We start from the raw sequence: 26,807 nt of genomic DNA on the forward strand, positions 1-26,807 counted from the left end.
TTTTAAACTTTATTTTTGCATAAAAGTCTGCTATGATAAACCATGGTTTAAAATATAATGTGCTAAAATATAAATAATATTTTAAGAATATAAAAAAGGAGGTGGAAATGGCAAAAAAACAAAAAGATCAAAAAGTTATAGTTGATCTTAAAAATCAAAAAAATTCCAAATTAGAACAAAAAAAATTAGCTATTAAAAATCGGCTAATTGAGGCTTCTAATAGCAATGTTGAAGACTTATTAAAAAAATATAATTCAACTTCTAAGGGAATTTCAGAAGAAGATATTATTGAAGAAAATCGTGATGAATACGGGGTTAACAAAATTTCTAAAAAAGGTTCAGATAATGTTTTAAAAAGATTATTTAGATCATTTTTTAACTTGTTTAACATCATTTTATTTATTTTAGCGATGATATCAATGGTGGTTGATGTTATTGTTCCTTATTTAGAACTAAAAAAAGATCCAAACGCCGATACAAGTATTAACTGAATTACTATGACCGTTATTTTAATTATGGTAATTTTAAGTAGTATTATTCACTTTATACAAGAGCAAAAAAGTGCTTCGTCAGCTAATAAGCTGATTGAAATTATTGAAACGACTTGTTTGGTCGAAAGAAACGGAATTTTAAAAGAAATTCCTATGGATGAAATAGTTGTTGGTGATATCGTCCATCTAGCTGCCGGAGATATTATTCCTGGTGATGTTAGAATTATTAACGCCAAAGACTTATTCGTTTCACAATCTTCTCTAACTGGGGAAAGTGATGCAATCGAAAAATATGGAATTATCGATACAAGCAAAGTTTATGACGCAGTAACCGATCGTCCCAACTTAGCTTTTATGGGCTCAAATATTATTTCAGGATCAGCAAAAGCGATTGTAGTAGTAACTGGAAACGATACATATATCGGACAAGTTGCCGCTAAGGTTAACGAAAAACAAGTTCCAACTAGTTTTGAAAAAGGTATTAAGAAAATTTCAGTAATGTTAACCATTATTATGGCATGTATTATTCCTGTTGTTTTCTTAATTGTTGGTTTAAGAAATCAAGGTTTACAAGGTTCAAAAGCTTGAATTAATGCTTTAATGTTTGGTATTTCTATTGCTGTAGGTTTAACCCCAGAAATGTTGCCGATGATTGTAACTGCTTGTTTATCAAAAGGAGCAATTGCAATGGGTAAAGCTAAAACAATTGTTAAAAGCTTAAACTCAATTCAAAACTTTGGAGCAATGGATATTTTATGTACTGATAAAACTGGAACGATTACTCAAGATGAAGTTATTTTAGAAAGACATCTTGATGTAAACGGTAAAGAAGATAGCCACGTTTTAAAATATGCTTTTTTAAATTCATATTATCAAACAGGTTTAAAAAACTTATTAGATAAGTCTATTATTAAAAAGACCTTAGATTTAGCTGATAACGAAAAAATGCTAGATAATCTAGAATTACACTACGAAAAAATCGACGAAATTCCGTTTGATTTTCATAGAAAAAGAATGTCTGTTTTAGTTAAATATCTAAAAAGCGAAAACCAAAAGGTTACTTTAATTACTAAAGGGGCTGTCGAAGAAATTATTAGTGTTTGTTCTAAGATTTATTTAGATGGTAAAGTAGTTAAATTAGATAAAAAAATTATTAAAAAAGTTTTAAGAAAAGTTGAAGAATACAGTGAAGAAGGAATGAGAGTTATTGCCATTGCTTCTAAAAAATCAAATATTGAAGCAGTCGGAAAACTTTCTGTTGCCGATGAAAAAGATATGACTTTAATCGGCTATTTAACTTTTCTAGATCCACCAAAAGATTCTGCTGAAGTTGCTATTCAAAAACTTCACAACCTTGGAGTAGAAGTTAAGATTTTAACAGGAGATAACCCATTGGTAACCAAAGCGGTTTGTTCAAAAGTAGGTATTCCATATGAAAAAATCCTTTTAGGAAAAGATATTATGGAAATGACTGACACCGAACTTGGTTTTGCGGTCGAAAAAACACAAATTTTTGCAAAATTAAGTCCGGATCAAAAAGCTCGTATTATTGAAATATTACGTAAAAACGGGCACGTTGTTGGTTATATGGGAGATGGTATTAACGACGCTCCTGCTATGAAAGTTGCTGACGTTTCTATTTCGGTTGATACAGCCGTCGATATAGCCAAAGAATCAGCAAATATCATTTTATTAGAAAAAGATTTAAACGTTTTGGCTACCGGAATTGTTGAAGGTAGAAAAACACACGCCAATATTAATAAATACATTAAAATGACCGTTTCTTCAAACTTTGGAAATATCTTTAGTGTACTAATAGCCGCTATTATGCTGCCATTTATTCCGATGGCTCCGGTACAAATCATTTTCCTAAACTTAGTTTATGACTTTTGTTGTGGTACTTTACCATGGGATAATGTTGATAAAGACTTTATTCAAAAGCCGCGGAATTGGGAACATAAATCGATTTGAAGGTTTATGTTATGATTTGGACCAGCTAGTTCGATAGTTGACGTCATGACCTTTTTAATTCTTTACTTTGTATTAATCCCAAGTATTAAATATAACGGAACAGAAAAATTTGGATTATACTCACACGATTTTAGCAACGATAAAAAAGAAGCTTTCCAAGAATTATTCTGAACCGGATGACTAATTTCTTCAATGTGAACTCAAACATTGGTAATTCACTTTTTAAGAACTAATAAATTACCTATTATTAAATCAAGTGCTTCAACCCCTGTTATTATTATGACTTTATTAGGTGTTGGAATTATGACAGCTGCACCTTATATCCCTGGTTTAAATTCAGGATTAAGAATTAGACCTCTACCTCCAATTTTCTATGCTTGATTATTATTAATAATTACTACATATATTAGTTTAGTAGGTATTACAAAGGTAATTTATAAGAAGTTATATCGTTCATTTTTATAATCAAAATTAACTAGGTTTAAATTACCTAGTTTTTTGTTAAAAATTTTTTTATTTTTTTATTAAAGCCAAAAAATATAGTGTATACTTATAACCGTAGCAACCATAACACGGGGGTTCCACCTGAACCCATTCCGAACTCAGCAGTTAAGCCCCGTAGTGCCGACGATACCAGAAGGGAAAATAGGTCGTTGCTTTTTTTATTTATTTTTTTAGCTATAATTAATAATTACAAATAAATATTAAGGTATATAAAATGGAAAAATCTTTTGCTCGTGATATTAAAAATGAAATATTACTACATAAGTTAAGTAAAAACCAAAAACTTAATTTATGTAGTGGTATTTTAGCAACTGCTAAAATAACTAACCAAAAAGCAAAATTAATTGTTAATAACAACGAAATTTTTAGTTTTATTAGTAAATTATTTTTTGAATTAAAAGTTTATTACATTAACGAACGCAAAAACAGTTTTTCTATCGACTTAACTACTTTTAAAAATAATACACTTAAAAAAGAACGCGATTATTTTGCTGGGATTTTTTTAACTTCTGGTTCGATTTCTGATTTAGATAGTAATACAAACCATTTAGAAATTAAATTTTATAATCATGATTATGCTTTAGAAGTAGTTAATATTCTTAATAATTACGGCTTAGATTTTAAAATTTTAAAAAGAAATAATCGTTATTTAGTTTATTGCAAAAAAGTTGAAAATATTTGCGATTTTTTAAAAGCAATCGAAACAATTGATAGTTATTATCGTTTAGAGGAAACTAAAATCGAAAGAGACTATTATAATAACATCAATCGGATTACTAACTTCGATATTTATAACCAAGAAAGAATAGCCAAAGCTAACGTTGCTTTTTTAGATAATCTAAAATTTATTAAAGAAAATCATTTAGAAGATAAATTTACTGATGAAGAATTAAAGTTTTTTAATTTAAAAGAACAAAATCTAGATACTTCATTAAGTGATTTAGCAAATATGCTAAAAAATATTGGAATTGTACGTTCAAAATCTGCTTTAAATCATTCTTTAATAAAATTAAAAAAAATTGTGAATAAGTTTAAAAATTAGTGTATACTTATAACCGTAGCAACCATAACACGGGGGTTCCACCTGAACCCATTCCGAACTCAGCAGTTAAGCCCCGTAGTGCCGACGATACCAGAAGGGAAAATAGGTCGTTGCTTTTTTTATTTATTTTTTTAAAAACTATAATAAAAACAAAGCCAGTTAGATTATTTTTCTAGCTGGCTTTGTTTTTATATTATTAAATTTAGACCAAAAAAGAGTTAAAAAAAATGGGGCGTTCGAAGGGGATCGAACCCTCGAATGTCGGAGCCACAACCCGATGCGTTAGCCACTTCGCCACGAACGCCATTTATTTAGCGTTATTATTTTAGCATAAAATTTGATAAAATAATATAAATAATTATTAGCATTTATATTTAAATTAGAAAGACAAATATGAGCAAAAAAAATAAAAATGAATTCGAAGAAGCAGCCGAACAAGAATTATCAACAGCAGAAGTTTTTAAAAATAAAAATTTTGGTAAAACTTGACCTAAAAAAAGAATTATTAAGGCTGCTGTATTTGGTACTTTAGCTTTCGCCGGAGTAACAACTGTTATTGTTTTATCGATAACTTTAAAAAATAAAACTTATGATTTAAAAATTTATCGTGATGGTACTAAACTTTCCTTAGCCGCGGCTTCTACATATAATGAAGAAACAAAAAGATATGCTAGTTTAGACGATTTAATTAGTTGACAAGATAATGAAGCTATTTTTCAGGGTGATCCCAAGGAATTAATGCTAGAGCTAATAAAAGACAGAACTCCTAATAATAAGTTTTTAAGTGGGTTTAATTTTAAAATAGAAGCTGAAAATTACAACTATACTTTAGAAAACTTTATGTTTGATGCTTTTGATAAACATGTTTTACATTTTGATATCATGGCAGAAAATAAAAATAATTTATTTGATTTATACGCGATTCGTAATTTTAGAATTAAAACTAGCAAACCTTATGAAATAACTGGTGATAACATTAAAGGTTATAATGAATATAATCAAAGTGAGAAAAAAGCAACTGGTAATTGAGAATTATTTTTAACTACTAATTCAAATAGTCATGAGCGTCAATTAAATGATATAAATGAAATTGTAAAAAGAGTAAACGAGGCAAGTTTACCTAAATATGATTACATAGATAAAAGTTTATTATTAATAATGCCTTTATTAAAAGATCAAAAAGTTTTTAATTTGTTTGCTAGAACACAAGCTATGCCATTATTTGTCCCTTTTAATTTAATGTACGATAATCAAAATAATCAAATTGAAATAAAAGAAAATCAAACTTTTGAATGAAAAGAAAACTTTGTAAAATATGACAGTTTATCATTTAAAGCTCAGTTTTTTACATTAGGAACCGATAAAATAAGTTATGATGACTATAAATATACTTATGGAGTTTATATTCCAGTAGAAGAAATTTATGACTATAATTTACCAATTAACATTACTGTTAGATCAATTTTAGATTAATAAAAGGAATTAAAATGAAATTAAAATTAACTAAAATGATTACTTCTGCTTCAATAGCTGCAGCTGTTATAGCAACTCCGGTTATAACTGTTTCTTGTCAAAAAGAATTAGAACAAGGGCAACTACCTATTCCCCAAGAAAATAAAGCCAGTTATGAAATAATATTTAATGCTTTTGATAAATTAAATAAAAACGATTTAGCTGAAAATTTATTACCTAAAAATGCTACTGATGTTTCTTTAAAAGAATTTTATTATGATAATTGAACTGTTTATCAATATGGACCCGACGACGCTGATCGCTTTAAGAAAAATGAAAAAAATTGATTAGATATTTTTAATAAACAGGGACCTTTTTGAAAAACATTAACAAAAAATAATTTAGAAAAGTTTTTTGCAGATAATCTAAAAATAATTTATCAAACTCATTACAATAGCGATTTAGATCGTGCTTATTTTATTATGTCATTAGTGCCTAATGAAGTTTATCAAAAAGCTTTAAATACTGACAATTTAGAAGAACTAAAAACTTTTGAATATTATAAAAACAATGCTGTAACTCTTTATTGAGATGACTTCAAAATAGATGAACCTAAAAAAGATGATACCAAAAACGACTTATGAAGAAAAATTGGTTATGGTGTTATGGGCGGAGCAGTTTTATTTATCGTTTTATTTATTTTAATTTCTATTGCTGTTAAAAAGAAAAAAGACAAGAAATTAGGTAGAAAATAACATGAAAATAAGTTATTGAGGTTTTGCAACGTTGGCTTTGCCTTTATTTACCATAGCTTGTCAAGAAGAAGTAAAAAAAGAAATAACTTGATTAGTGCCTTACGAGAAGAATCGTAATGAATTTTTAATTTATAACCATTTAGCTAATGAATATAATCAAAATAATAAAAATCAATTCAAAGTTAATGTCATACCAGCAAATAACCGCAGTATGTTATATAACCAAATTAGTCTTGGTTTATCTTCAAAAGATAAAGAATTACCCAATTTATTGTTATATTATCCTAGTTTAGTTAAACAAATTTATAAATACGATCAGATATTAAAACTAGATAAAAGTATTATTAAAGAAGCAAGTATAAATGAAAACCTTTTAATTAATAATCAAAGTGTTTTAGGAATAAAAGATAAAGATAATATTTATACCTTGCCTTTATCATTAAGTGTTGATAGCTTAGCTATTAATAAAAACATTTTAGGAAAGGTTTTATTTAGTATTAATAAAGCAATTAAGGAAAATGATTTAAAAGATTTTTATTATCTAGATGATAAAAAAGATATTAGTATTTTTAAGGATTCTTTACAACATTATTTAAATAATAAAAAAGATGATAATTATTACCAAATTGATTTAAATTATTTAAAAACTTTAAATAAAAGCTGAAGTAATGAATTGTTTAAAACTAATGAAGGTTTAATTAAAATTAGTCAGGATATTGCTAAGCTTGTTAATAAACAAATAAAAGATAATAATCAAAGTATTTATTTTATTAACCATCCAACTAATTTTATTTATTCATTAATGTTTCAAAAAGCTAATAATAATTATTCAAATTACTTTTTAAAAGTCGATTATAAAACTAGTAATATTGATTATAAAAATGTATTTAATGAAAAAACTATTTATAACAAAAATTTTAATTGAATTTATAATTTAATCGCTAATGGTTTAGAAAATAATTGAATAGATTTTTATGACCGCAATGATTATTATTCTAATCAATCTGACAATAAATTATTTGCTTTAATTTCCTCTCATTTTTGATATTTAGATATTAATAAAAAACTTAACAAAGATGGTTTTATTTTTCTAAATGCCCCATTTTATTTAGATAAACATCAATTAGAAAATAAAAATGGAAGTTATCTATCGCAAGGACAAAATATTATTGCTATTAAAAAAAATAATATTCAAGATCAAATAACTAATGATTTTATTAAATGAATTTACAAATATAAAATTGATGATCTTAATAATAAATTAGGTTATATTTCGCCGGTAAATATTAATAAACACGGTTCAAACCTAAAAGATATTAATAAAAAGCTTTATTATGAAATTTATTATAAAAATTTAGTTAATTTTGCTGAACCGGTTGATAGTCAAAGTGATAAACTAAGAAATACAATTCAAGACATTATTATTAAATACGTTTATCGTGAATATAAAAAAGATTATAATTTAAAATCTAAACAATATATAGTAGATCGCATTTTACAATTAATTGATTAAAAAACGCAGACAAATTTGTCTACGTTTTTGTTTTGTATTATTTAATTAGATACCAACTTTAATTGTTCCGATAATTGTACCAACGATACCATAAATACCTAAAATTACAAAAATCAATCCAGCAATTATAGAAATACTAATTCCAATATTTTTTAAGATTTTTAATTTACGTTCTTTAGCAACATTTTTGCTAATTTTAACTAACATTAAATCAATGTCATCATATTTTTTATTGTTATTGTTTTCCATATCCTATCCTTTGGTTGCTCTACCTTGTCTTGAAATTGCTTTCATAATTCTTTTTCTTAGAATAAAGTAAATAATTAACATTGGTAGAATTGCTAAGAAGGTTGCCGCCATCTTAATTGAAGTATAAACAATAGTTTGTTGGGTTGAATAATCTTTACCGGTTGTAAACACTCAAATGTTCATTGGAGATCATAGAGTTTTGGTAGTGTTCATAATTAAAGCAGGTCATGTATATGAATTCCATGAAGCAAATGCCGTTAAAATAGCAACTGTTCATGTGGTTGGGTTAACCATTGGTAAAGCAATTTTAATAAAGTATTTAAAACTGCTTGCACCGTCTAACATTGATGATTCTTTAACTGAATCAGGAATTTCTTCAAAAGCATTTTTATACATGTATGAGAAGAATATTGAAGCAGCAAAAGGAATAACGAATGTTACAAATAGTCAACCACTAAATTCGGATCCCGATTTAATTCCTCATCCTAAACGAGTAACAACATAATATTGACCAGTTAGTAAGGCTATTTCAGGCAGAACCATTAAAGAAATAAATAAGTTAAAGAATACACTTTTACCTTTTCATTTTCTCATTGATAAAGCATAACCTAATGTCATTGAGAAAAATAATCTAACTAAAATAGATAAAGTTGTAATCGCAGCTGTAAATACTAATGATTGGAAGTATCCAGCTTGAAAGGCATTTACATAGTTTTCAAAATGTAAAGAAATTTTAAAATTACTTGCTTTGTAATTAGTATAAGTTAATCCATCTTGATATTGTTGTGGTCATAATCAAGAGGCTTCAGGGCTTCTATCTTGTCATATTTTATCTGTCAATGAATATTGAAGCATAAAATAGAACGGAAAAATAATTATAAAGGCGAAGAATGATAGAATGAAGAACTTAAACAAGAAGGTTGAAATCTTAGAAGCAATATGAGTTGATTCATAAGGTTTCACCATTAAATCTTGTTTAGATTTTAAACGAAATTGTTCTCTTCAATGTCTTGTTTTCAATTTTGTTAAGGACATTTCTTTCTCCTATTTTTATTACACCTTTATAAGTTAAAGCTGCTAATTTTCTCATAACAAATGATAAAGCCACACCAAAGATAAATAACATAATAGATGCAGCTGCAGCAGTATTAAATTTAGAATCAGAAGTTAAATAATAAACATATAACATCAAACTTGATCCACCATTAATTACGGCTGCTTTAGCATTATTTCCGAAGATAGCTAATGGGAAGACTTTAATACCCCCAATAATACCCATAGTAAATAAGAATGAGATTGTTCTTTGAATTGATGGAAGAGTAATAGTAAAGAATTGTTTTCTTTGTGAAGCACCATCAATCGAAGCAGATTTATATAAGTTTTGGTTTACTGATAACATAGCGGTTGTTAATATTAGAATTTGGAAAGCTAAGCTTCCTCAAATACCTCTAGTTAAAATAACGATAAAAGCACTTCAACTAGTAGGTCCACCATTTAAAAACTTAATTGCATTAGAACCGTGTTTGCCTAAAATTGAGTTAATTAAACCATCTCCGTGTTCTGGTTGGAAAATATAAGCAAAAGTTAGAGAAACGGCAATAGCTGAAGTTACATATGGTAAAAAGAATACTGTTTGTCAAAAACTTCTAGCTCATTTTTTAACAACCATTGTAATTGCTGTACTAATTAAAATAGATATAGCAAGTGACATTGGAAGAGATAATAAAGCGTAAATAAATGAGTTTCTAATACCTACAATGTATTTGTCATCATTAAAGATTTTTGCATAGTTATTAAAACCAATAACAAATTGTGATGCTCTCGGTCCATTTTCAACTTTAAAAGATCAAATAATAACAAGAATAAATGGAATTATTGTCATTAAAGTAATAGTTATTAATGACGGAAGCATTAATAAGAAAGGCTTTCAAAAAGCGGTTTTTTGATTTAAGGCACTTAATGCGTCGCCTGTCTTTTTAATACGATATTTACGACGGAAATATTCCCACATAATTAAATCCTGTCTTTAGTATCGAAGTCAAATAAATGATAATAATCTTTATTCTTGATTGAAAGTGATACAACTTCACCGATGTCGTATTTAGTTTTAGCACTTAGGAAAACGTTAGCAATTTTGTCAATTTCTTTAATATAAATTTGGGCTTGAATTTCTTTTCCTAAATATTCAACTACTCTAATATCTCCTTTGATGATACCTTCTTCATCTTCGACTAGGTTTTCGCCTCTAAAACCAACATCGATTTTAGCTTTTTTATAGTCTTTAGGAGCTTTTAGTAGCTTTTTGTTGTCATAAATAATATAACCATCTTTGATTGAAGTTTCAAAGATTGTCATTTCTGGCATACCTAAGAACTTAGCAACAAATTCGTTTTTAGGTTTTAGATATAGTTCCATAGGTGAGCCGACTTGTTGCACCTTAGCGGTTGACATACATACAATTTTGTCACTAATTGACATAGCTTCTTCTTGATCGTGAGTAACAAAAACTGTAGTAATACCTAATTCTTGTTGCATAGCACGTATTCATTTACGGGTTGAAATACGTAATTTAGCATCAAGGTTTGATAAAGGCTCGTCAAGTAATAAAATTTTAGGTTTTTTAACAATAGCACGAGCAATAGCTACCCGTTGTTGTTGACCACCAGAAAGTTGAGTAGGTCTTTTGGTTAAGTTTTTAGTAATTTCAACTCTTTTAGCAACTTCTAAAACATCTCTAACAGCTGCTTCATTAATAGTTAAAACATTTTGACTTAATTCAGTAACTTTTTCAACTTTGTCTTTTGGCAAAGTCATAATTAATGACTTAATATTATTTGAAAAGTTGCCTTTTAAAGCCATTCTTTCAAATAATGGAGTAAAAATGTTATTTACAATCTTTTTATATTCAAGTTCAGTTTGTTTTTTAACTAATTTGTATCTTAATTTAAGTTGTTTTAATTTATTTTTAAGTGGTGATTGAGCTTGAACTTTTTTAGCTTCAACTAATGCTAATTTAGCGGTAAATAAGGCTTTTTTGTTTCTCTCTTTAGCTTGTTTGTATTTTAATTCGTACTCAGCTTTTAATTGTTTAACTGTTTTTTTATATTCTTCTGAGGCACGAGTTTTATTAACTAAAAATTGCTTATCAATTTTAGCTTTTAAAGCATTAAATTTAGCATTATTTACTTCACCATTAGTAGTCATTGACGCTGTTTTAGCATTAGCTGTTTCAACAAGTTGTTCTTTTTTAAATAAAGAAACCTTATCTTGGTATTCAAATTTAGCTTTTTTAATGTTTTTAATTACATTTTTAGTTAAAGAAGTTCCTTCGGCGTCAACTTTAGTAGCTCAAAATTGAACATCATTTAATTGTTTATCAATAATGTCGTTATATTGAGATTTAACTTCAATCATGTATTTTGAAGTTTCTTTTGGATTGTCGATTGAATAGTAACATTTTTTTCTTGCTTCTTCAATTAGATTTTCCGGAACATTTAAATGTTTTCAAATGATTTCAAAAATATCATGTTGAGCAAGTTTTGTTTTCTCTAAAACATCTTCTTTTCAGTGTTTATCATTGCTTAATGGGAAAGCAATATTTTCAAAAACCGACATGTGTGGGTATAAAGCATAGTTTTGGAAAACTAAACCTAATTCTCTTTGTTGTGGTGATAGTTTAGTAACATCTATTCCAAAAAAGAAAATTTTTCCACTTGTAGGTCTTAGTAAACCTGAAATAGCATTAAGGGTTGTTGTTTTACCAGAACCAGATGGTCCTAATAAAGTAACTAATTCTCCTTTTTCGATATTAAACGAAGCGTTATCAACAGCTAATGATTCCCCAAAGTCAATAACTAAGTCACGAATTTCAATAGCTGGAATAACTTTTTTGTTTTCATATCTTTGTTTAGAGAAACTATGAATTTCTTCTTGGCTTAATTTAGTTATATTTTTTTTCATAGTTTTCCTTTTTATAGAAAAATTGAATTATTGTTGTGATATTAAATATAGATCTATTTTTTTAAATTTCAGAAATAAGAATAAATATTATTTTTTGGAGTTGCTTCTCCAAAAGAACTTGGTCATAATTTAGGATATAAAATTGATTTACCATCTTCTAAGATAGAACTACCATGAGCTATATATTCTTTTGATAAAGCAACAATGTTAGGAATGTTTACTTTTTCATCACTGTTTAAAAAAGTGGTTTCAGGGTTATAATAACCTCTTTTTTCAACAGAAGCAATATTATAAGCATATGCTGCATAAGGCAATAAATAAGACATAATGCTATTTGACGGATTAGTAGTGCTTATTTCAGGATAATCACTTCTAAATAAACCTAGAGCATTCTTGTTAATTCTTGCTAAGGTAAAACCTGAGGCTAACATTTCGATATCATATTGTTTTTCAAAATTATCTCCAAAAAAGATTCAACCAATATAACGGTCATATGATTTAGAAGCTAAATCAAAAATAATTCTTACTTTAGTGCCAACAGGCATCATGTTTTTAGCATGCTCTGTGTCGATGTTAGCTAAAGCAACTTCTCTTTCACTTAATGAATCTTCGTTGCCCGGTTGTGTATTTTGTTCAAGAGTATCAATCATAGGGTTTCTGATTGTAACTGAACTAGTTGTAAAAGTTTTTTGTAAATCTTCCGGTTTTACATTATTTGCATATTCATAATGAGAAGCTGGTTGTTTGGTAATAGTAATTCTAATAGTATCACCATCAGCATAACTTTTAACAATTCCTTCGGCGTATTGGAAATAATCTCAAAGTGATGAACTTATTTCCTTGGCTTCTCTAGTAATCGGATTACGATATTTATATGTAACTTGTTGATTAAATAAATTACCAACTTTGCTATATTCTTCAACAGGTATTGAATAAAATGGGTTTTTTAATTCAATTTTTATGTTTTCTTTTGTCACTTTATTACAAGCAACAGCGGCCATTGGCATGATCGCTGTTGCAGTAGTTAATGAACTGTAGATAAAAAATTTCTTTAAATTCATAAATTAATAAGTTGGGTCAAATGTTGCTTTAATTTGTTGAATGAATTTTTGAAGATCTAATGAATTTCCACCCGCGTTATTTACTGCTTGATTTGCAGCACTATTAATTGAGCTTCTTAGTGGGTTTGATAATGGAGTAGCAATATCTTCAACACCGATGTAGTTGCCTGTATTAATTTTTTCAAAGTTAGCAAATGATAATTGGTTTGCTTTATTTAAAGCAGCTACAAATGTTTCTTTATTATTTATAAAGAATGATTGTGTTGGAGAAACATAGCCTGCCAATAAGTTCATAATGTCTAACGGAACATAAGAAGTTTTTTCTTTGGTAAAGTAATGGTTTTTCTTATTGTCATCTTGAACTTTTTCACTAAATATTTTTTGTACACCTTTTGATAAACCTTTAATTCCATCTGGTTGTTCAAATTGTCCGTTATATGAAGTGTATAGTCATTTCAATAAGTTAACAGTTGCAGCATTATCTTTTTCATTTGAATGTAAAGGAATAAATGAAGGACCTTGAACAAAAACACCTTGTTTTGGGTCTGTTAATTTATATTGAGTTGGAGCAGAAATTCAATCAGCTTCAGCCTCATTTAAAATTTGTCCTGCAGATAATGTTTCTTTTGTCAATGAATCACTAGCAAAGAAAATGTAATTTGATTTGTCATTAGCAAATGGAGTTGTTAATCATTTTGCACCCGGCACTTCAACAGTTTGTCCGGCAACTGTTAACATAACTTTACCGTCTTCCTCTTTAAATGAATCATTTGCTTTATAGAATCAACCACCAACTTTAACAAATTTTTCAAATTCTGCTTTACCTGTTTCAGTTAATATTTTGTCATAAGAAGTTGGTTTTAATTCCACATCATCTTTGTAATTTGCAAAATAAATCTTATTAATATGTCTTGAATATTCATATGTACCAAATATTTTGTCATTTGTACTATCGACAGTTTTAATTTCTGATAGTCTTTCTAAGGTAATTGAATCTTTGGTGATTGTATCGTTAGTTGTAATTCCTTTAATAACAAAAATAGTTTTACCATTTTTATTTGAATCAAAAGTATGTGAATAACCCGCTGTTGAACCTAAGCTAAATGCTAAGTTATGGTTTACTAAATATGATGAACCATATTTACCATCTCCACCTAATCAAACAGCTTCTTCGTTAACACCATCAAGAATTAATTGTGCAATTTCACTAAATACTTTATTTTGAGGTGTTCCGTTTTCCATTCATGATGTGTAATCGAATCCACCATTTCTTTGATCGTTTGGATCTGCTGTAATATATCCTTTTGATAAATCATTACCCGAAATTGATGCATTCATAATGTTAATAGCATTAGGAGTTGAGTCTAATCCAACTACTCATTTTGATTTAGCATTAGGATATAGTCTTTTAGCTAAAATTGAGAATGAAATCAATTTTGTATATGATTGGAAAATAGTGTCATTTAATTCTGGTAAATTAGTGAAATATTTTGTAGCTTTAGCTGCATCGATAACAGCTTGTTTTTTTTCTGCTTCAACTGCACCTTCGTTTCAGTTTTGGTCTACATATTTACTGTCACTGTTATCTTGTGATAAACCATCTTTATAAGCTTTGATGTATTTATTTACAAGATCTGCTCCGCTTTCTGAAATTTTAATTCCGTAAACAGTGTTTAAATCGTTTAAGAATTTACCTGTTAAAATAGTATCAACAGAGTTCATTTCACCTGAACTTGATAAAGGCACAGCTCATTTATGATATTGACCAGTTGTTTCATCTTTTGTGTTATATCCGATTGTATCGTTTACATTAGCAAATTGAGGAGCTAAACCTAATTTACTATAAACATCATCAGGAACAGCTAAGTTCATTTCATATTTATAGAACATAGCAGCTGTTGCTGGATAGTTAATTAGTAAGTTAAATAAACCTTCACTATCTTTAGTTCTAAGTTTTGTTTCAATAGAAGATGTGTTGTATCCATCTGATTGAGAAACGATTTTAGCTGGTTTGTAACCAAATTGTTTTGGAGAAGTATAGTTTTCTTTTTCAGCTTCGGCTACTTCACCATATTTTGGAAAACCTGTAGCTTTATCTACTAATGATTTATCGTTATTTACTCACTCATTGTATGATTTAATTACAGATTGTAAACCTAAATATTGTGAATTTTGGTTTGATCATCCAGTTTGAATAATAATTTCTTTTCTTTCAGGTTGATCAAATTTTGTACCTGTACATGCTACTAAAGAAGCTGATACAGCTGCAGCACTAGAAATTCCTAAAATTGATCATAAAGCTTTTTTGGTTTTAGTTTTCATCGTAATTCCTCTTTTTAATTTAATTAAATTTAATTTAATAAAACATTTTGAATAATTTAAATAAACTTATTTCGTGAATTTTTATAAATTAATAAAAAACACAGCAAAAAGTGTCACCACTTATATGGCTGTGTTTAGATGTGAATGAATAACTATAATAATTTGTATTTTCACATAATTAATTTTAAAACATTTATTAGTTTTAAATATAAAAATTAAATAATTATTTATTATTAATAAATATAATAAATTTATGTTAAATTACGAATGAGATTACTTACCAAAAAATGATAATAATATAAATAAAAATACCATAATTTGTGGTTGCGATGAAGCTGGTCGAGGCCCATCTGCTGGACCACTTTTTGTAGCAGCAGTTGTTTTACCTTATAACTATCAAAACGAATTAATAAATGATTCTAAAAAATTAACAGAAAAGAAACGTGAATTAGCTTATCATCAAATTGTTAAAGATGCACTAGATTTTTCAATTATAAAAATTGAAGCAAATGAAGTTGACAAGTTAAATCCTAAACAAGCTTCTAGAACAGGCATGCAAAAAGCAATAAACCAGCTTAAAATTAAACCTCATTTAGTTATTACTGATTTTGAAAAACTTGATATTAATATTAAACAAATAAATTTGACTAAGGGAGATAGTATCAGTATTAACGTAGCTGCGGCTTCTATTTTAGCTAAAGTGGAAAGGGATAAATATATGCTAGAATTAGCAAAAAAATATCCACACTACGATTTTGAGAATAACAAAGGTTATTACACTAAAAAACATGCCGAAGCAGTTAATAAATATGGTTTATGTCCTGAACACCGCTTAAGTTATAAAAATATTAAGCCATTTATTAAATAAAAAAATCTTAGCCTTTTATCGCCAAGATTTTTATATGGTGCTCCAGACTGGACTTGAACCAGCATGGCTCTCACCGGTTGATTTTGAGTCAACTGCGTCTACCATTCCGCCACTGGAGCTGATATGATAAATATTATATATTATTTAAAAATAATGCTTTATAATAAATGACATGAATTTGGATCATATCTTTAAAACTCAGGTTAAATTAGACCAAGCTTTTCAAAATAATTTAAGCAAAGAAGATTTATTATATTTTGATAAAAAAATCGTTATAGCCTTATTAGTTGAATTGGGAGAATTTGCTAACGAAGTGCAAGATTTTAAGTATTGAAAGAAAAATAAAGTGTTAAAAAGAGCTGATATTTTGGAAGAATTTGCGGACGGAATCCACTTTTTAACTTCAATAGCTTATAAAAATAAAGTCAAAAGTAATATTAAAGTTATTAAAAAATATGACAACTTTAGCTTACAGTTAGCATATACTTATCGCTTGTTTACTAAACTTCTAAAATCACATTCAAAAATAAAAATTAGAAAAGCATATGGTGCTTATTTGGGTTTAGGTTTAATTGTTAATATTAATTATGAAGATATCTTAAAAGCTTATCAAGCTAAAAACCAAAAAAACTATGATCGCATTAAAAATAATTATTAAAAAAGTATAAGAAAAAGTTAGTCGTTAAGGACTAACTTTTTTAGTTGTTATCATTTAACATCTTTACGTGCTAAAGGCATTGACATACAACGAGCATTACCCATACCTAATGATAATTGGTTACCGTGGAATGGTAGAACTTTAATTCCGTTAGCTTCTAAAGCAGCGTTGGTTTTTTCGTTACGTGAGTAACCAATTACAACACCTGGTTTGATTGCTAAGTAGTTTGTACCATCAAAATGGGTTTCTCTTTCAACTTCAATGTGAGTTGCACCTTTACCTGCGATAGGAATTAAGATAGGTTGTTTTTTGATAATGGTTTCTAACAATTCAGGTAGTTTTAAATTCATTTCTTTTGGTTGAGGTTCTGCTCCACCGTTTACTAAATCGTAATCTCAGAATTTAAATGTGCTATCTGCGATTGGTGAGTATAAGAATTTGTCTTTATCTAACATTGTTAATCAAGTATCTAAGTGCATTAAGTTTGCTCATTTAGGTACGTTGATTGCAACGATACGTTTGAATTCACATTCAGCGTCAGCAACAATGTTTTTAGCTAATAAGGTGATGGTTTCTAAATCTGTTCTTTCAGAAACACCAACTACTAAAGTATCATTGTTGTAAATGAATACGTCCCCACCTTCGATTGATAATTTTAATGATGGGTCGTAGAATCATGGAGTTTTAACTAATTTAGGGTGGTTTCTAAATACGAATTTTGAGAATAAGGTTTCACGTTGTCTAACTTTGTATCTCATGTAGTGGATTGTTACCCCGTTACCTACTGATGCAAATGGGTCACGAGTGAAGTACAAGTTAGGCATTGGATCAACGATTAATTCGTTTTCTGCTTCGATGTTTAAGTCGTATTTAGTAATACCTGACATCATGTATTCAACTAATTCTCTAGTTGATTTTCTTGATTTTAAGAATTCTCTTACAGCACCTTTGTGTTCTTCTGATAAAACAGGAGCTGAGTCTTCTAAGAATTCTTCTAATAAAGCAGCTTTAGCTTCTTCACTTGCAAGGTCATATGTTTCAGTTACTAAATCGGTTAATTCAACTACGTTAACACCTTGTTCTTTTAGTTCTTTTACAAAGGCCTTGTGTTCTTTCCTAGCATCGTGGCTTTCTAGAATAGCTGAGAATAATAGTTCATCTAGACGAGCTGGAGTAATGTAATCAATTTCACGTCCTGGTTCGTGAACTAGAACTGATTCTAATTCACCAATTTCTGAGTAAACATGAATTCCTTTAAATTTACTGTCAAATACAGACATTTTATTCCTTTCAATAAATGATGTTATATTTAAAAAGTTAATAATGTATAAATTCATTAAATTTATAAAATTTATAAAAACTATTTTTGTGTTATAATACCGAATGTATTTTTAGACTATAATAATTTTGTATGATTTATACAGTTTTAATTATACTATAATGTAAAAATTGATTGATTGATTTACTGGCGTTTGGACCCAAATAGTAGATCAAGATGGAGAAAAATGAAAACATATATTACCTTAGTTGACGAAGCAAAAAATGTTTTAAATGGAATTGAAAGCATGTCTTTTGCAGTTTTATTTAACAAAATTAGCTCAAAATTATTTGACCGTTGAAGAGAAGAAACTCCACAAGAAGTTTCTGATGAAAAATTACTAGAACAAAAACGTGGTGAATTATATCGTTTACTAACAATCGACGGAGCTTTCTTCCATAACGAAGATGGTACTTGAACTACTATTAGACCTACTATCTAAAATAATGACAAATTAAAAGCAGAAGCTAAAAATTTCTGCTTTTTAAATTATTTTTTGAATTCTTTTTTTACATATTTTGAATTAAATAAGTAAAGCAAACTACCTCAATCTAAACCAAATTCAACAATATCACCTGGTTTATAATTTCTTTTTGATTTAGTTCAATTAATAATCATTACGTCGCTTGAACCACCTAAAATGTCTAATGCTTCGTCATATGGATACATCGCATCAAAGGCAGTATCTAATTTACCAATTCCAACCAACATTCTTTTAATATCACCGATATCTTCAAAATATGGTTTATGTCCAAAAGCATCAATTCCGCAAGCTCCTTCAGGCAATGAAGGTTTATAGTCACAAGCAACCACTTCGGCTTCACATTTAAAAGCATCTCGATACATGCCATCTATTGTCTGACGATACATATCCTCAGTACCAAAAATCATTGCAAAACCCATTCTTAAAAAGTTAATTTCTTTAGGCATTCGATTTTCTCATACCATATGTAAGCTTAAAGAGTTACCGCCAGACATATGAGTTAATTTGATGTTTAAATCTTGCTCTATTTGTTTTTGAATTTTGATAAATTCTGCCATCTTTTCATCAGAAGGTATTCTAGCTCCATAACAGCCAAAATTGCATCCTAATCCAATTAATTGAACCCCTTTTAAATCATTAACAATAGTTTTTGCTCAATTTAAAGCTTCGTTAGGCATTACTCCTTCGCGACGATCACCTAATTCAACCATTAAAACAATTTCGTGAGGTTTTTTATTGTTTTTTAAACAATAATCACTAATTGCTTTAATAACTTCTAAATCACCAGCTAAACTAGAATCGCAAAGTTCAATCATTTCAGGAATTTCTGAAATCATTGGAATCCTTAGTAATTGACGATGAATATCTTTTAAATGTAAATATTCTTTAAAATTCTCTAATCTAGAATCGCCAAAATGTCTGATTCCTGCTTCATAATAAAGTTCAGCCATTCTTTTATTTCCGCAAAAACCTTTGGTAACGGCTAAAACATTAATATTGCTTTTTTTACAAATGTCAATTGCTACTTTAACATTATTTTTAAATTTATTTTCATCAATAATAATTTTGGGATAACTCATAAATTAATAACCTTTTTTAATAATAATAAATTCTTTTTTACCTTTTTTAAGAAGAGCATATTTACCGTCATAGTTATTAAAATCAACTATGTAATTTTCATCTTTAACGATTTCACCATCAATGCTAAATGAATTTTTGGTAATAAATTCTCTTGCCTCACGATTTGAAGAAACTATTTGATTTTCCTTTAAAAAGTCAATAAAAATTTGATCTTTTTTAATTTCGTAAGATTTAAGAAAACCTAATAACATTTCTAAATCAGATAAACTAATTTTTTCATTAGTTTTACCAAATAAAATTTCACTAATCTTTACACATTGATCTGCAATTTGTTTAGAATGAATGTCTTTAACAATTTCATAAGCCAAAGTTTTTTGGGCTAAACGTAAATATTTAGCTTCATTATGTTTAGCCATAATTTCATTAATATCACTTAGGCTTAAAAAAGTTAATCATTTTAAATATTCTTCAATCTTAATATCTCCTTGATTTAAAAGAAATTGATAAATTGCATAAGGAGAAGTCATTTTAGGATCTAATCATAAAGATCCGCCACCAGTACTTTTTCCAAATTTAACCCCATTTTCATCAGTTAATAAATTAGCAGTAACTCCAACGGCATCCGCATTTTCACCATGTAGCTTTCTAATAATTTCTAATCCAGTAGTTATGTTTCCTCATTGATCTGAGCCGCCAAGTTGGATTTTAACATTGTTTCTTTCAAATAGCTCTTTAAAATCTCAACCCTGTATTAAGGTATAACTAAATTCGGTATAAGAAAGACCAGAAGATAAACGCGTAGCAATATTTTCTTTATCTAGCAAATAATTAACATTGATCAATTTACCTAAATTACGTAAATAATCAACAACATTTCATTGACGATAAAAATCGTAGTTATCTATAACTTCTAGTCCAAATTTTGATAGTTGTTTTCTAATTGCTTCTTTATTATTGGTTAAAGTTTCTACATCTAAAAATTGACGTTCAGAATTTCTAAAACTAGGATCACCAATCATACCGGTAATACCGCCTAAAATAGTCACAGGATGATATCCAAATTGTTTAAATCTTAACAAAGTAGCTATTTGCACATAATTACCTAAATGTAAACTTATAGCAGTTGGATCAAAGCCAGTATAAACACCAACACCTTTTGCTAAATTATCGAATTTTTCTTCACTGGAAATATTTTTTAAAATATTTCTTTCTTTTAAATCATTAAGTATATTTGAAGACATATAACCTCTTCTTATTTATTAAAATATTGTTTTATATCGTTTATTTTATCAGTTTTTTCTCATGGTAAATCTAGATCGCTCCGACCAAAATGACCAAAAGAAGCAGTTTGTAAATAAATTGGTCTTTGAAGTTGTAAGGTATTAATAATACCTTCAACACTTAAATCAAATAATTGATAAATCATATCAACAATTTCTTTTTCACTATATTTTGAAGTGTTAAAAGTCTCAACGTAAATTGATTGAGGTCGTGGTAACCCAATAGCATAAGAAAGTTGAATTTCACATCTTTTAGCTATTCCGGCTGCAACTATATTTTTAGCTACATAACGAGCCATATAAGCAGCTGAACGATCGATTTTAGTAGCATCTTTACCACTAAAAGCTCCACCTCCGTGACGAGCAAATCCGCCATAAGTATCAACAATAATTTTACGTCCAGTTAATCCTGTATCTCCCACAGGACCACCGATAACGAAACGTCCAGTTGGATTAATTAATACTTCAAAATTAGTATTCAATTTATATTTGTTGATTACATAATCAATAATATTTGCTTTAATAAATTTCTTAAATTTGTCAACGTTGTAATTTGCATCATGTTGAATTGACATTAAAATCTTTTTAACTTCAATTTGGTTGGTTTCATCATCATATTCAACTGTGACTTGACTTTTCATATCACTTTTAGCTCACGGAAATTTTTTGTTTCTTCTTAAATTTTCTGCTCTTTTAACTAATTCGTGAGCTAAAACAATTGGTCATGGCATGTATTCTTCGTTTTCATCAGTCGCATAACCAAATAAAATTCCTTGATCGCCAGCACCTAATTCGTGATTTTCTTTTTTATCAACTCCTAATGCAATATCGGCACTTTGAGGAATAATTCCATTAATAATGCTAAAATCAGTTCCACGATAACCTAATGGTTTTAAAACTTTTCACGCTTCTTTAACTGTATCAATATAAGCCTTAGTAGTTATTTGCCCACCTATATAAATAATATTGTTGTTGGCTAAAACATCGCAAGCAACTCTTGCTTTTGGATCATATTTTAAAAGACCATCTAAAATTGCATCACTAATTTGATCACAAATTTTATCCGGATGTCCTGCTCCAACACTTTCACTTGTAAGTAATCTTTTCATAAATAAAAAACCTTTCTTACATAGAGAAGGTTTTCAACATAACATTTTTATACATGTTAGATTTATATCCCTTGCTATCCACCTTGCAAAATATGTAGGTTGGCATGCCTTAAATAGCTAATTTGGCAACTCTCTATGTATTTAAAATAACTTAAAAAATTATAACAAATTTAAATAACTTATTTTGCTAAGAATTAATAAAAGCACCAAGCGGTGCTTTTGATTATAAATAGGTTTTATATTTTAGAAATTTGAAGCGTTAACGTAATTAACTTGTTTATTAGCTGAATTAACTAAAATACAGAAAGTAATAAATGCCATTAAACCTGATATAACAGGAATTAGAGCTAATAAAGAAGTAATCTTAGCTGAGGTTATACCATCTCTAAATGCCACAATGATTGATAAGATTCATAAAATAAACAATATTAAACCATTAATAATTGATAGTATAAGAGTAATACCACCTAATGCTGCTAATGCTAATCCCACTGCTTTTTGAGCTTCTTCACTAGAACCAGGCATATGTCCGGTTGTAGCTACTATAAAAATGAAAACTCCTAGAAAAATACCTAATGACAAGAATTGAAATAATGAAAAGATTATTCCTGTAACACCTATTGCTTTTTTATTCATAAATATCCTTTTTATTTATATAAATTAATATACATTTTATTATAACCAATTTAATATAAATATAAAACAAATAAAAATCTCCTAATAATACGGAGATTTAAACTTGTAAATGCTTTTTTAAAATTTCTTATTTAAATAAACGTAAACCTTGTATTTTTGATTATAAATATGGGTTAGTATTTGAAAAATTAGAATTGTATATCATTTTTTCTTTTCTTGCAGAATGAACTAAAATACAAAATGTAACAAATACCATTAATCATGCAAGAAGTGGAATTAAAGCCAATAAAGAAGTTACTTTGGCCCCTGTCATATAATCTCTAAAAGCTATAATAATTGATAATATTCATAAAATAAACAATATTAAAAAGTTAATAATTGAAATTATAAATGCAAATCCAGTTGCAGCACCTAATGAATCATTTATGGCTTGCTTAAATCCATGTGAATTAGTAAGTTTTTGTGAACTATTAACCGCAATTACAATAATAATAGCTAAAAGAAACGATGCTGAAAAAAGTTGAAGCAGAGAGAAAATAATACCTGTTATACCAATAGCTTTTTTATTCATAAAAATCCTTAAAATTAAAATATTTCATTATTTTAAATAGTGCAATTTTAAAAAATTATAAATACGGGTTGTTAGCAGTGTTGTAACTTGATTTATATATTCTTTTTTCTTCGTTACTACTTGCCAAAAGAATAACAAAAGTTACAAAAGCCATTATTAATCCAATAAAAGGTACAAATCCTAATAAAGAAGTGATTTTCGCAGATTTAATATCTTCTTGAAACGCAACAATTATTGATAAGATTCATAAAATAGGTAGCGCTATTTGAAAGAAAGGAACAAATGTACATATAATCCCTCATAGACCGACTGATCTTTTATTCATTAAATTCTCCTTTATAATTAAGAAACTTTGTTTAAAAATATAATAGGCATATTGCCACCAGTTAAAGCAAGTGGATATATTATTGACATCATAAATTGATCTCTACGAATTAACTTGTAGTGAGTGTATCCAAACTCATTTTCAAAATTCTCTATATATTTAAGATATGAATCACGATTATCTCCGACTAAATCTGCACCAATATTAGATATTCAAACCAAATCAACAATTTCATCAAAAGAAAAATATACAGGGCTTGTTTCAGCTGTTAAAATTGAATAATATAACGAAGCTCCATTTACACAAATATCATCAAATCTAGAAAACAATTCTTTTGGGCTTGCTAATTTAGAAACTTGTAAAATATCTGAATAAAAATTAATATTTAATTGAAACGGAGTATATAAAATAAATTCAAAAGCTAAAGCAAAATTAAATCATTCTTCATTTGAATATCATTTATGACAATTGCTACATATTTTTCTAATTTTTTCTTTCTTTCATTCGGGCAAATTAGAATTCATAGCTTGCTTCCAATTTTGTTCATTTAATTTTAAAATTACTTTTCGATTAACGTTCATTGGTAAGTTATAAAAAATGTGATAATTTATAAACATTTTATTATTTAAAATTTTGTTAAAGTCTTTAGCACTTTCTTGAGTCGGGCTTTTAAATAAAAATTCTGATAAATCTTCTGGTTCTAATAAATTATCTGCGTCAAAATCTAGTTTTTTATAATATTCAATGACTTCTTCCTTACTTCATTCAAAAAACGGAAGATCTGCTCTTCAAACAAAGCTATCCATTTCTTGTTTAAGAGGATTTGAATTTTTGAAACTTGAATCATTTGTATCAAACTGTTCTTCCATTAAGCAGTTATAAGCTTCGGTTATTTTTGACATCTTATTTTCGTCCGAACCTTCTGTAAATTTATCTGGATGATAAATGTTTGCTAATTGACGGTAAACCACTTTTATTTGTTCTTTTGTAGCTGTTTCTGATACACCTAAAATTTCTAAACATTCTTTTTTAGTTAGCATATAATTATCCTTGTATATATTTTTTAAACGAACAGCTAATGGCTGTTCTCTTTTATTTTACTAACTTTCAAAAAAAAAAAAAAAACGGTAAAAATTTTAAAAAATAATTAAAACGCCGCCTTAATGGCAACGTTTTTGGAAATTATTGATATTCAGCAAGATTTTTAGTTTCTTCTTCTAAATCCTTAATGATTAAAGGTATGTTTTTAGCATCGTTAATTTGTGCTCCAGAAGCACGGTGATGTCCTCCTCCGCCTCATTTTAAAGCAACATTTCTAACACAACATCCAGTTGATCTAAATTCACATCTAATTTGTCCTGGTGCTTCTTCAGTAAAGAATACTCAAGCCTTATTATCATCGATAGAAGCCAATATAAATGGACGATTAGCTTTAAGAGGATCAGTAATACCTAACTTATGTTGATCTTCTAGTGTAAAGAAGAAAGATACAACATCATTAGCAATTTTCATGTTTTGTTGAATAAAGGCATTTACCTTAATATCTGCTAATGATTTTTTAGCCATTTCGGCATGTAGCATATCTTTTTGTGCGGCGTTAGCTCACAATCACGAAACTAAAAACATGGTTTTAGGAGTGGTCGTATTGGTAGTTAATCTAACAGAGTCAGTATAAATTCCTAAATATAAACAAGTAGCTGCTCTTGAATTAACTTTTCAATTTAAACCATAAGCTAATTCTGCAACTTGTTGAGCAGCGGCAGGAGCTTCTGGTTCTACTCATCTTAATGAAGCATTTAAATCATCATCATTAGGATGGTGATCAATTCTAATTACTTCATCAAAGAAGTTATTATCCAAATATTCTCTGCTTTCTAATCTTTCTTTAAAATTAGCATCAACTATAATAGCCAAAGAGTCTTCAAGTTTTTGTTTTGGCAATTCATCCATTGTAAAGTTTAAATATGGAAAATTACCTTTAGCATCACCGATAGCATAAACATTTTTATCAGGATAATTTTCTTGGATTAATGCTTTAAGCCCTGCTTGTGATCCTAAACAATCACCATCAGGTCGAATATGGTGATAAATAACAATATTTTTATGATTTGCTATTTTTGATTCAATTTCTTTAAATAAATTTAATTTATCTTTACTGATTTCTAGCATGTTTATCAACCTCGTTTGCTAAATCTTGCAATAAAGCTTTCATATCGTGTTTATTTTGACATGTAGCACCTGAAGCAACTTCGTGTCCTCCACCTGGTTTATATTTAGCACAGATGTGATTAATTCAAATTCCGTTTGATCTAACTCTTGCCCTTATTGTACCGTCTGGTTGATCGATAAATAAAACTCAAATTTTACAATCGCCAATATTAGCTAAAATATTTACATCGTTAGCTTGATTTTCATTTAAGCCAAATTTCTTTTGTACTTTTTTAGTTACATGGAAATAAAGCACTTTATTTAATTCTTTATAGTTTAAAAGCACGTAAGCATTAAATCTAACTCTTTTTTCATCTCTAATTGAAAGAGGAAAGTTAACATTTCATACTTTAAAATCATTATCTTTATGTAAATAATTCATTACCTCAAAAGTTCTGCTTACTACGTATTCATATTGAAATCTACCTGAATCAGTATTAATACCTAAATAAGTATAAGTTGCAGCTTTGGTGGTAACTTTTCAATTTGCTTTCATTGCGATATAACCAATTTGTTCAGCAGCAGCTGCATAAGTTGCATCTTCTCAAGTGTAATCGTAATTTATATCTGGATCAACAGGGTGGTGATCAATTCTTAACATGTGAGTAAAGTTTTTATCTAAAATATATTGTGCGAATTGAATTCTATTTGAAGAGTTAGCATCAACTACTACTCCTAATGAATTTTTAAAATGATCCTTAGGAACGTCTTCAAATTTATCAAAATCTCATTCTAAGAACGGAAAAATACCGCCGTTATCTCCGAAAACATAAACGTTTTTTTCTGGGTAATTAGTTTTTATTAATTCTCTTAATCCAAATTGAGATCCCAAACAATCTCCGTCTGGTCTAATGTGGTGAAATATAAAAATATTGTCATGTTCTTCGATTGCTTTTTTAGCAATTTCTCATGTATTTTTAGCCATTTTTATCTCCTATTATTTTTTAAGT

24 protein-coding genes, 2 tRNA genes and 2 rRNA genes are annotated in these 26,807 nt (G+C 28.1%); 10 read left to right on the top strand and 18 right to left on the bottom strand.

What is annotated here, in order from left to right:
- Positions 1-107: 107 nt before the first annotated feature.
- The 4 genes from mgtA (at position 108) to rrf (FJO69_RS00270) (ending at position 4,127) form a co-directional block, all read left to right on the top strand.
- Positions 108-2,927: a magnesium-translocating P-type ATPase gene (mgtA, locus tag FJO69_RS06355; protein ID WP_140781005.1), complete on the top strand. Its 2,820-nt coding sequence runs from the start codon at positions 108-110 to the stop codon at positions 2,925-2,927.
- 92 nt (positions 2,928-3,019) lie between these two features.
- A 5S ribosomal RNA gene (rrf, locus tag FJO69_RS00260) occupies positions 3,020-3,124 on the top strand.
- Positions 3,125-3,180: 56 nt separating this feature from the next.
- A complete protein-coding gene (gene whiA / locus FJO69_RS00265; RefSeq protein ID WP_140781006.1) occupies positions 3,181-4,008 on the top strand; it encodes a DNA-binding protein WhiA in 828 nt (275 codons plus the stop codon).
- Between the two features lie 14 nt (positions 4,009-4,022).
- Positions 4,023-4,127 (top strand): 5S ribosomal RNA (gene rrf / locus FJO69_RS00270).
- 109 nt (positions 4,128-4,236) lie between these two features.
- Here the strand turns inward: rrf (FJO69_RS00270) and FJO69_RS00275 are convergent.
- Positions 4,237-4,312 (bottom strand) — tRNA-His (locus tag FJO69_RS00275).
- Between the two features lie 89 nt (positions 4,313-4,401).
- Between FJO69_RS00275 and FJO69_RS06360 the strand changes: the two genes are divergently transcribed.
- The 3 genes from FJO69_RS06360 to FJO69_RS06370 are packed head-to-tail and all read left to right on the top strand — an operon-like array spanning position 4,402 to position 7,728.
- The gene (locus FJO69_RS06360) at positions 4,402-5,481 is read left to right on the top strand and encodes a hypothetical protein (RefSeq protein ID WP_140781007.1); all 1,080 of its coding nucleotides are present in this window, start codon (positions 4,402-4,404) and stop codon (positions 5,479-5,481) included.
- Positions 5,482-5,495: 14 nt separating this feature from the next.
- Complete coding sequence (locus tag FJO69_RS06365; RefSeq protein ID WP_140781008.1) at positions 5,496-6,215, top strand: hypothetical protein; 720 nt, start codon at positions 5,496-5,498, stop codon at positions 6,213-6,215.
- Between the two features lies 1 nt (position 6,216).
- Positions 6,217-7,728, top strand: a complete 1,512-nt coding sequence (locus tag FJO69_RS06370; RefSeq protein ID WP_140781009.1) for a P80 family lipoprotein — start codon at positions 6,217-6,219, stop codon at positions 7,726-7,728.
- 45 nt (positions 7,729-7,773) lie between these two features.
- Here the strand turns inward: FJO69_RS06370 and FJO69_RS00295 are convergent, their stop codons facing one another.
- The 6 genes from FJO69_RS00295 to FJO69_RS06395 are packed head-to-tail and all read right to left on the bottom strand — an operon-like array spanning position 7,774 to position 15,320.
- Positions 7,774-7,977: a hypothetical protein gene (locus tag FJO69_RS00295; protein ID WP_140781010.1), complete on the bottom strand. Its 204-nt coding sequence runs from the start codon at positions 7,975-7,977 to the stop codon at positions 7,774-7,776.
- A gap of 3 nt (positions 7,978-7,980) precedes the next feature.
- On the bottom strand, positions 7,981-9,012 hold the full coding sequence (locus FJO69_RS06375; protein WP_140781011.1) for a carbohydrate ABC transporter permease: 1,032 nt from the start codon (positions 9,010-9,012) through the stop codon (positions 7,981-7,983).
- A complete protein-coding gene (locus tag FJO69_RS06380) occupies positions 8,954-9,988 on the bottom strand; it encodes a carbohydrate ABC transporter permease (protein WP_140781012.1) in 1,035 nt (344 codons plus the stop codon). The genes FJO69_RS06375 and FJO69_RS06380 overlap by 59 nt, the downstream gene beginning before the upstream one ends.
- A 2-nt stretch (positions 9,989-9,990) precedes the next feature.
- Positions 9,991-11,937: an ATP-binding cassette domain-containing protein gene (locus FJO69_RS06385; RefSeq protein WP_140781013.1), complete on the bottom strand. Its 1,947-nt coding sequence runs from the start codon at positions 11,935-11,937 to the stop codon at positions 9,991-9,993.
- 53 nt (positions 11,938-11,990) lie between these two features.
- The gene (locus tag FJO69_RS06390) at positions 11,991-12,998 is read right to left on the bottom strand and encodes a hypothetical protein (RefSeq protein ID WP_140781014.1); all 1,008 of its coding nucleotides are present in this window, start codon (positions 12,996-12,998) and stop codon (positions 11,991-11,993) included.
- Between the two features lie 3 nt (positions 12,999-13,001).
- On the bottom strand, positions 13,002-15,320 hold the full coding sequence (locus FJO69_RS06395; protein ID WP_140781015.1) for a P68 family surface lipoprotein: 2,319 nt from the start codon (positions 15,318-15,320) through the stop codon (positions 13,002-13,004).
- Positions 15,321-15,573: 253 nt separating this feature from the next.
- On the opposite strand from FJO69_RS06395, the gene rnhB reads away from it, so the two are divergent.
- A complete protein-coding gene (rnhB, locus tag FJO69_RS00325; RefSeq protein WP_140781016.1) occupies positions 15,574-16,188 on the top strand; it encodes a ribonuclease HII in 615 nt (204 codons plus the stop codon).
- Positions 16,189-16,223: 35 nt separating this feature from the next.
- Here the strand turns inward: rnhB and FJO69_RS00330 are convergent.
- Positions 16,224-16,307, bottom strand: a tRNA-Leu gene (locus FJO69_RS00330).
- A gap of 53 nt (positions 16,308-16,360) precedes the next feature.
- On the opposite strand from FJO69_RS00330, the gene FJO69_RS00335 reads away from it, so the two are divergent.
- Entirely contained in the window at positions 16,361-16,846 is a 486-nt protein-coding gene (locus FJO69_RS00335; protein ID WP_140781017.1) for a dUTP diphosphatase, read from the top strand.
- Between the two features lie 47 nt (positions 16,847-16,893).
- Here FJO69_RS00335 and arcA read toward each other — a convergent pair whose 3' ends face one another.
- Complete coding sequence (arcA, locus tag FJO69_RS00340; RefSeq protein ID WP_140781018.1) at positions 16,894-18,126, bottom strand: arginine deiminase; 1,233 nt, start codon at positions 18,124-18,126, stop codon at positions 16,894-16,896.
- A gap of 225 nt (positions 18,127-18,351) precedes the next feature.
- Between arcA and rpoE the strand changes: the two genes are divergently transcribed.
- A complete protein-coding gene (gene rpoE / locus FJO69_RS06400; RefSeq protein WP_140781019.1) occupies positions 18,352-18,606 on the top strand; it encodes a DNA-directed RNA polymerase subunit delta in 255 nt (84 codons plus the stop codon).
- Positions 18,607-18,653: 47 nt separating this feature from the next.
- Here rpoE and FJO69_RS06405 read toward each other — a convergent pair whose 3' ends face one another.
- From FJO69_RS06405 to nrnA (FJO69_RS06445), 9 genes are all read right to left on the bottom strand, one after another.
- Positions 18,654-19,727 carry an alanine/ornithine racemase family PLP-dependent enzyme gene (locus FJO69_RS06405; protein WP_140781020.1) on the bottom strand — a complete coding sequence of 358 codons (1,074 nt, stop codon included), beginning with the start codon at positions 19,725-19,727 and terminating at the stop codon, positions 18,654-18,656.
- 3 nt (positions 19,728-19,730) lie between these two features.
- Positions 19,731-20,969 (bottom strand): tyrosine--tRNA ligase, encoded by a 1,239-nt coding sequence (gene tyrS / locus FJO69_RS06410; RefSeq protein WP_140781021.1) that lies wholly within the window; start codon positions 20,967-20,969, stop codon positions 19,731-19,733.
- A gap of 11 nt (positions 20,970-20,980) precedes the next feature.
- Complete coding sequence (metK, locus tag FJO69_RS06415; protein ID WP_140781022.1) at positions 20,981-22,117, bottom strand: methionine adenosyltransferase; 1,137 nt, start codon at positions 22,115-22,117, stop codon at positions 20,981-20,983.
- A 243-nt stretch (positions 22,118-22,360) separates the two neighbouring features.
- On the bottom strand, positions 22,361-22,753 hold the full coding sequence (locus FJO69_RS06420) for a hypothetical protein (RefSeq protein WP_140781023.1): 393 nt from the start codon (positions 22,751-22,753) through the stop codon (positions 22,361-22,363).
- A 160-nt stretch (positions 22,754-22,913) separates the two neighbouring features.
- On the bottom strand, positions 22,914-23,324 hold the full coding sequence (locus FJO69_RS06425) for a hypothetical protein (RefSeq protein ID WP_140781024.1): 411 nt from the start codon (positions 23,322-23,324) through the stop codon (positions 22,914-22,916).
- A gap of 55 nt (positions 23,325-23,379) precedes the next feature.
- Complete coding sequence (locus FJO69_RS06430) at positions 23,380-23,649, bottom strand: hypothetical protein (RefSeq protein WP_140781025.1); 270 nt, start codon at positions 23,647-23,649, stop codon at positions 23,380-23,382.
- A gap of 17 nt (positions 23,650-23,666) precedes the next feature.
- Complete coding sequence (locus FJO69_RS06435; RefSeq protein ID WP_140781026.1) at positions 23,667-24,689, bottom strand: DnaJ domain-containing protein; 1,023 nt, start codon at positions 24,687-24,689, stop codon at positions 23,667-23,669.
- 142 nt (positions 24,690-24,831) lie between these two features.
- Positions 24,832-25,818, bottom strand: coding sequence for a bifunctional oligoribonuclease/PAP phosphatase NrnA (gene nrnA, locus FJO69_RS06440; RefSeq protein WP_140781027.1), 987 nt, complete (start codon positions 25,816-25,818; stop codon positions 24,832-24,834).
- Positions 25,802-26,782 carry a bifunctional oligoribonuclease/PAP phosphatase NrnA gene (nrnA, locus tag FJO69_RS06445; protein WP_140781028.1) on the bottom strand — a complete coding sequence of 327 codons (981 nt, stop codon included), beginning with the start codon at positions 26,780-26,782 and terminating at the stop codon, positions 25,802-25,804. The genes nrnA (FJO69_RS06440) and nrnA (FJO69_RS06445) overlap by 17 nt, the downstream gene beginning before the upstream one ends.
- Positions 26,783-26,807: the final 25 nt, after the last annotated feature.

Source organism: [Mycoplasma] falconis, assembly GCF_006385795.1.
Lineage (GTDB): Bacteria > Bacillota_I > Bacilli_A > Mycoplasmatales > Metamycoplasmataceae > Metamycoplasma > Metamycoplasma falconis.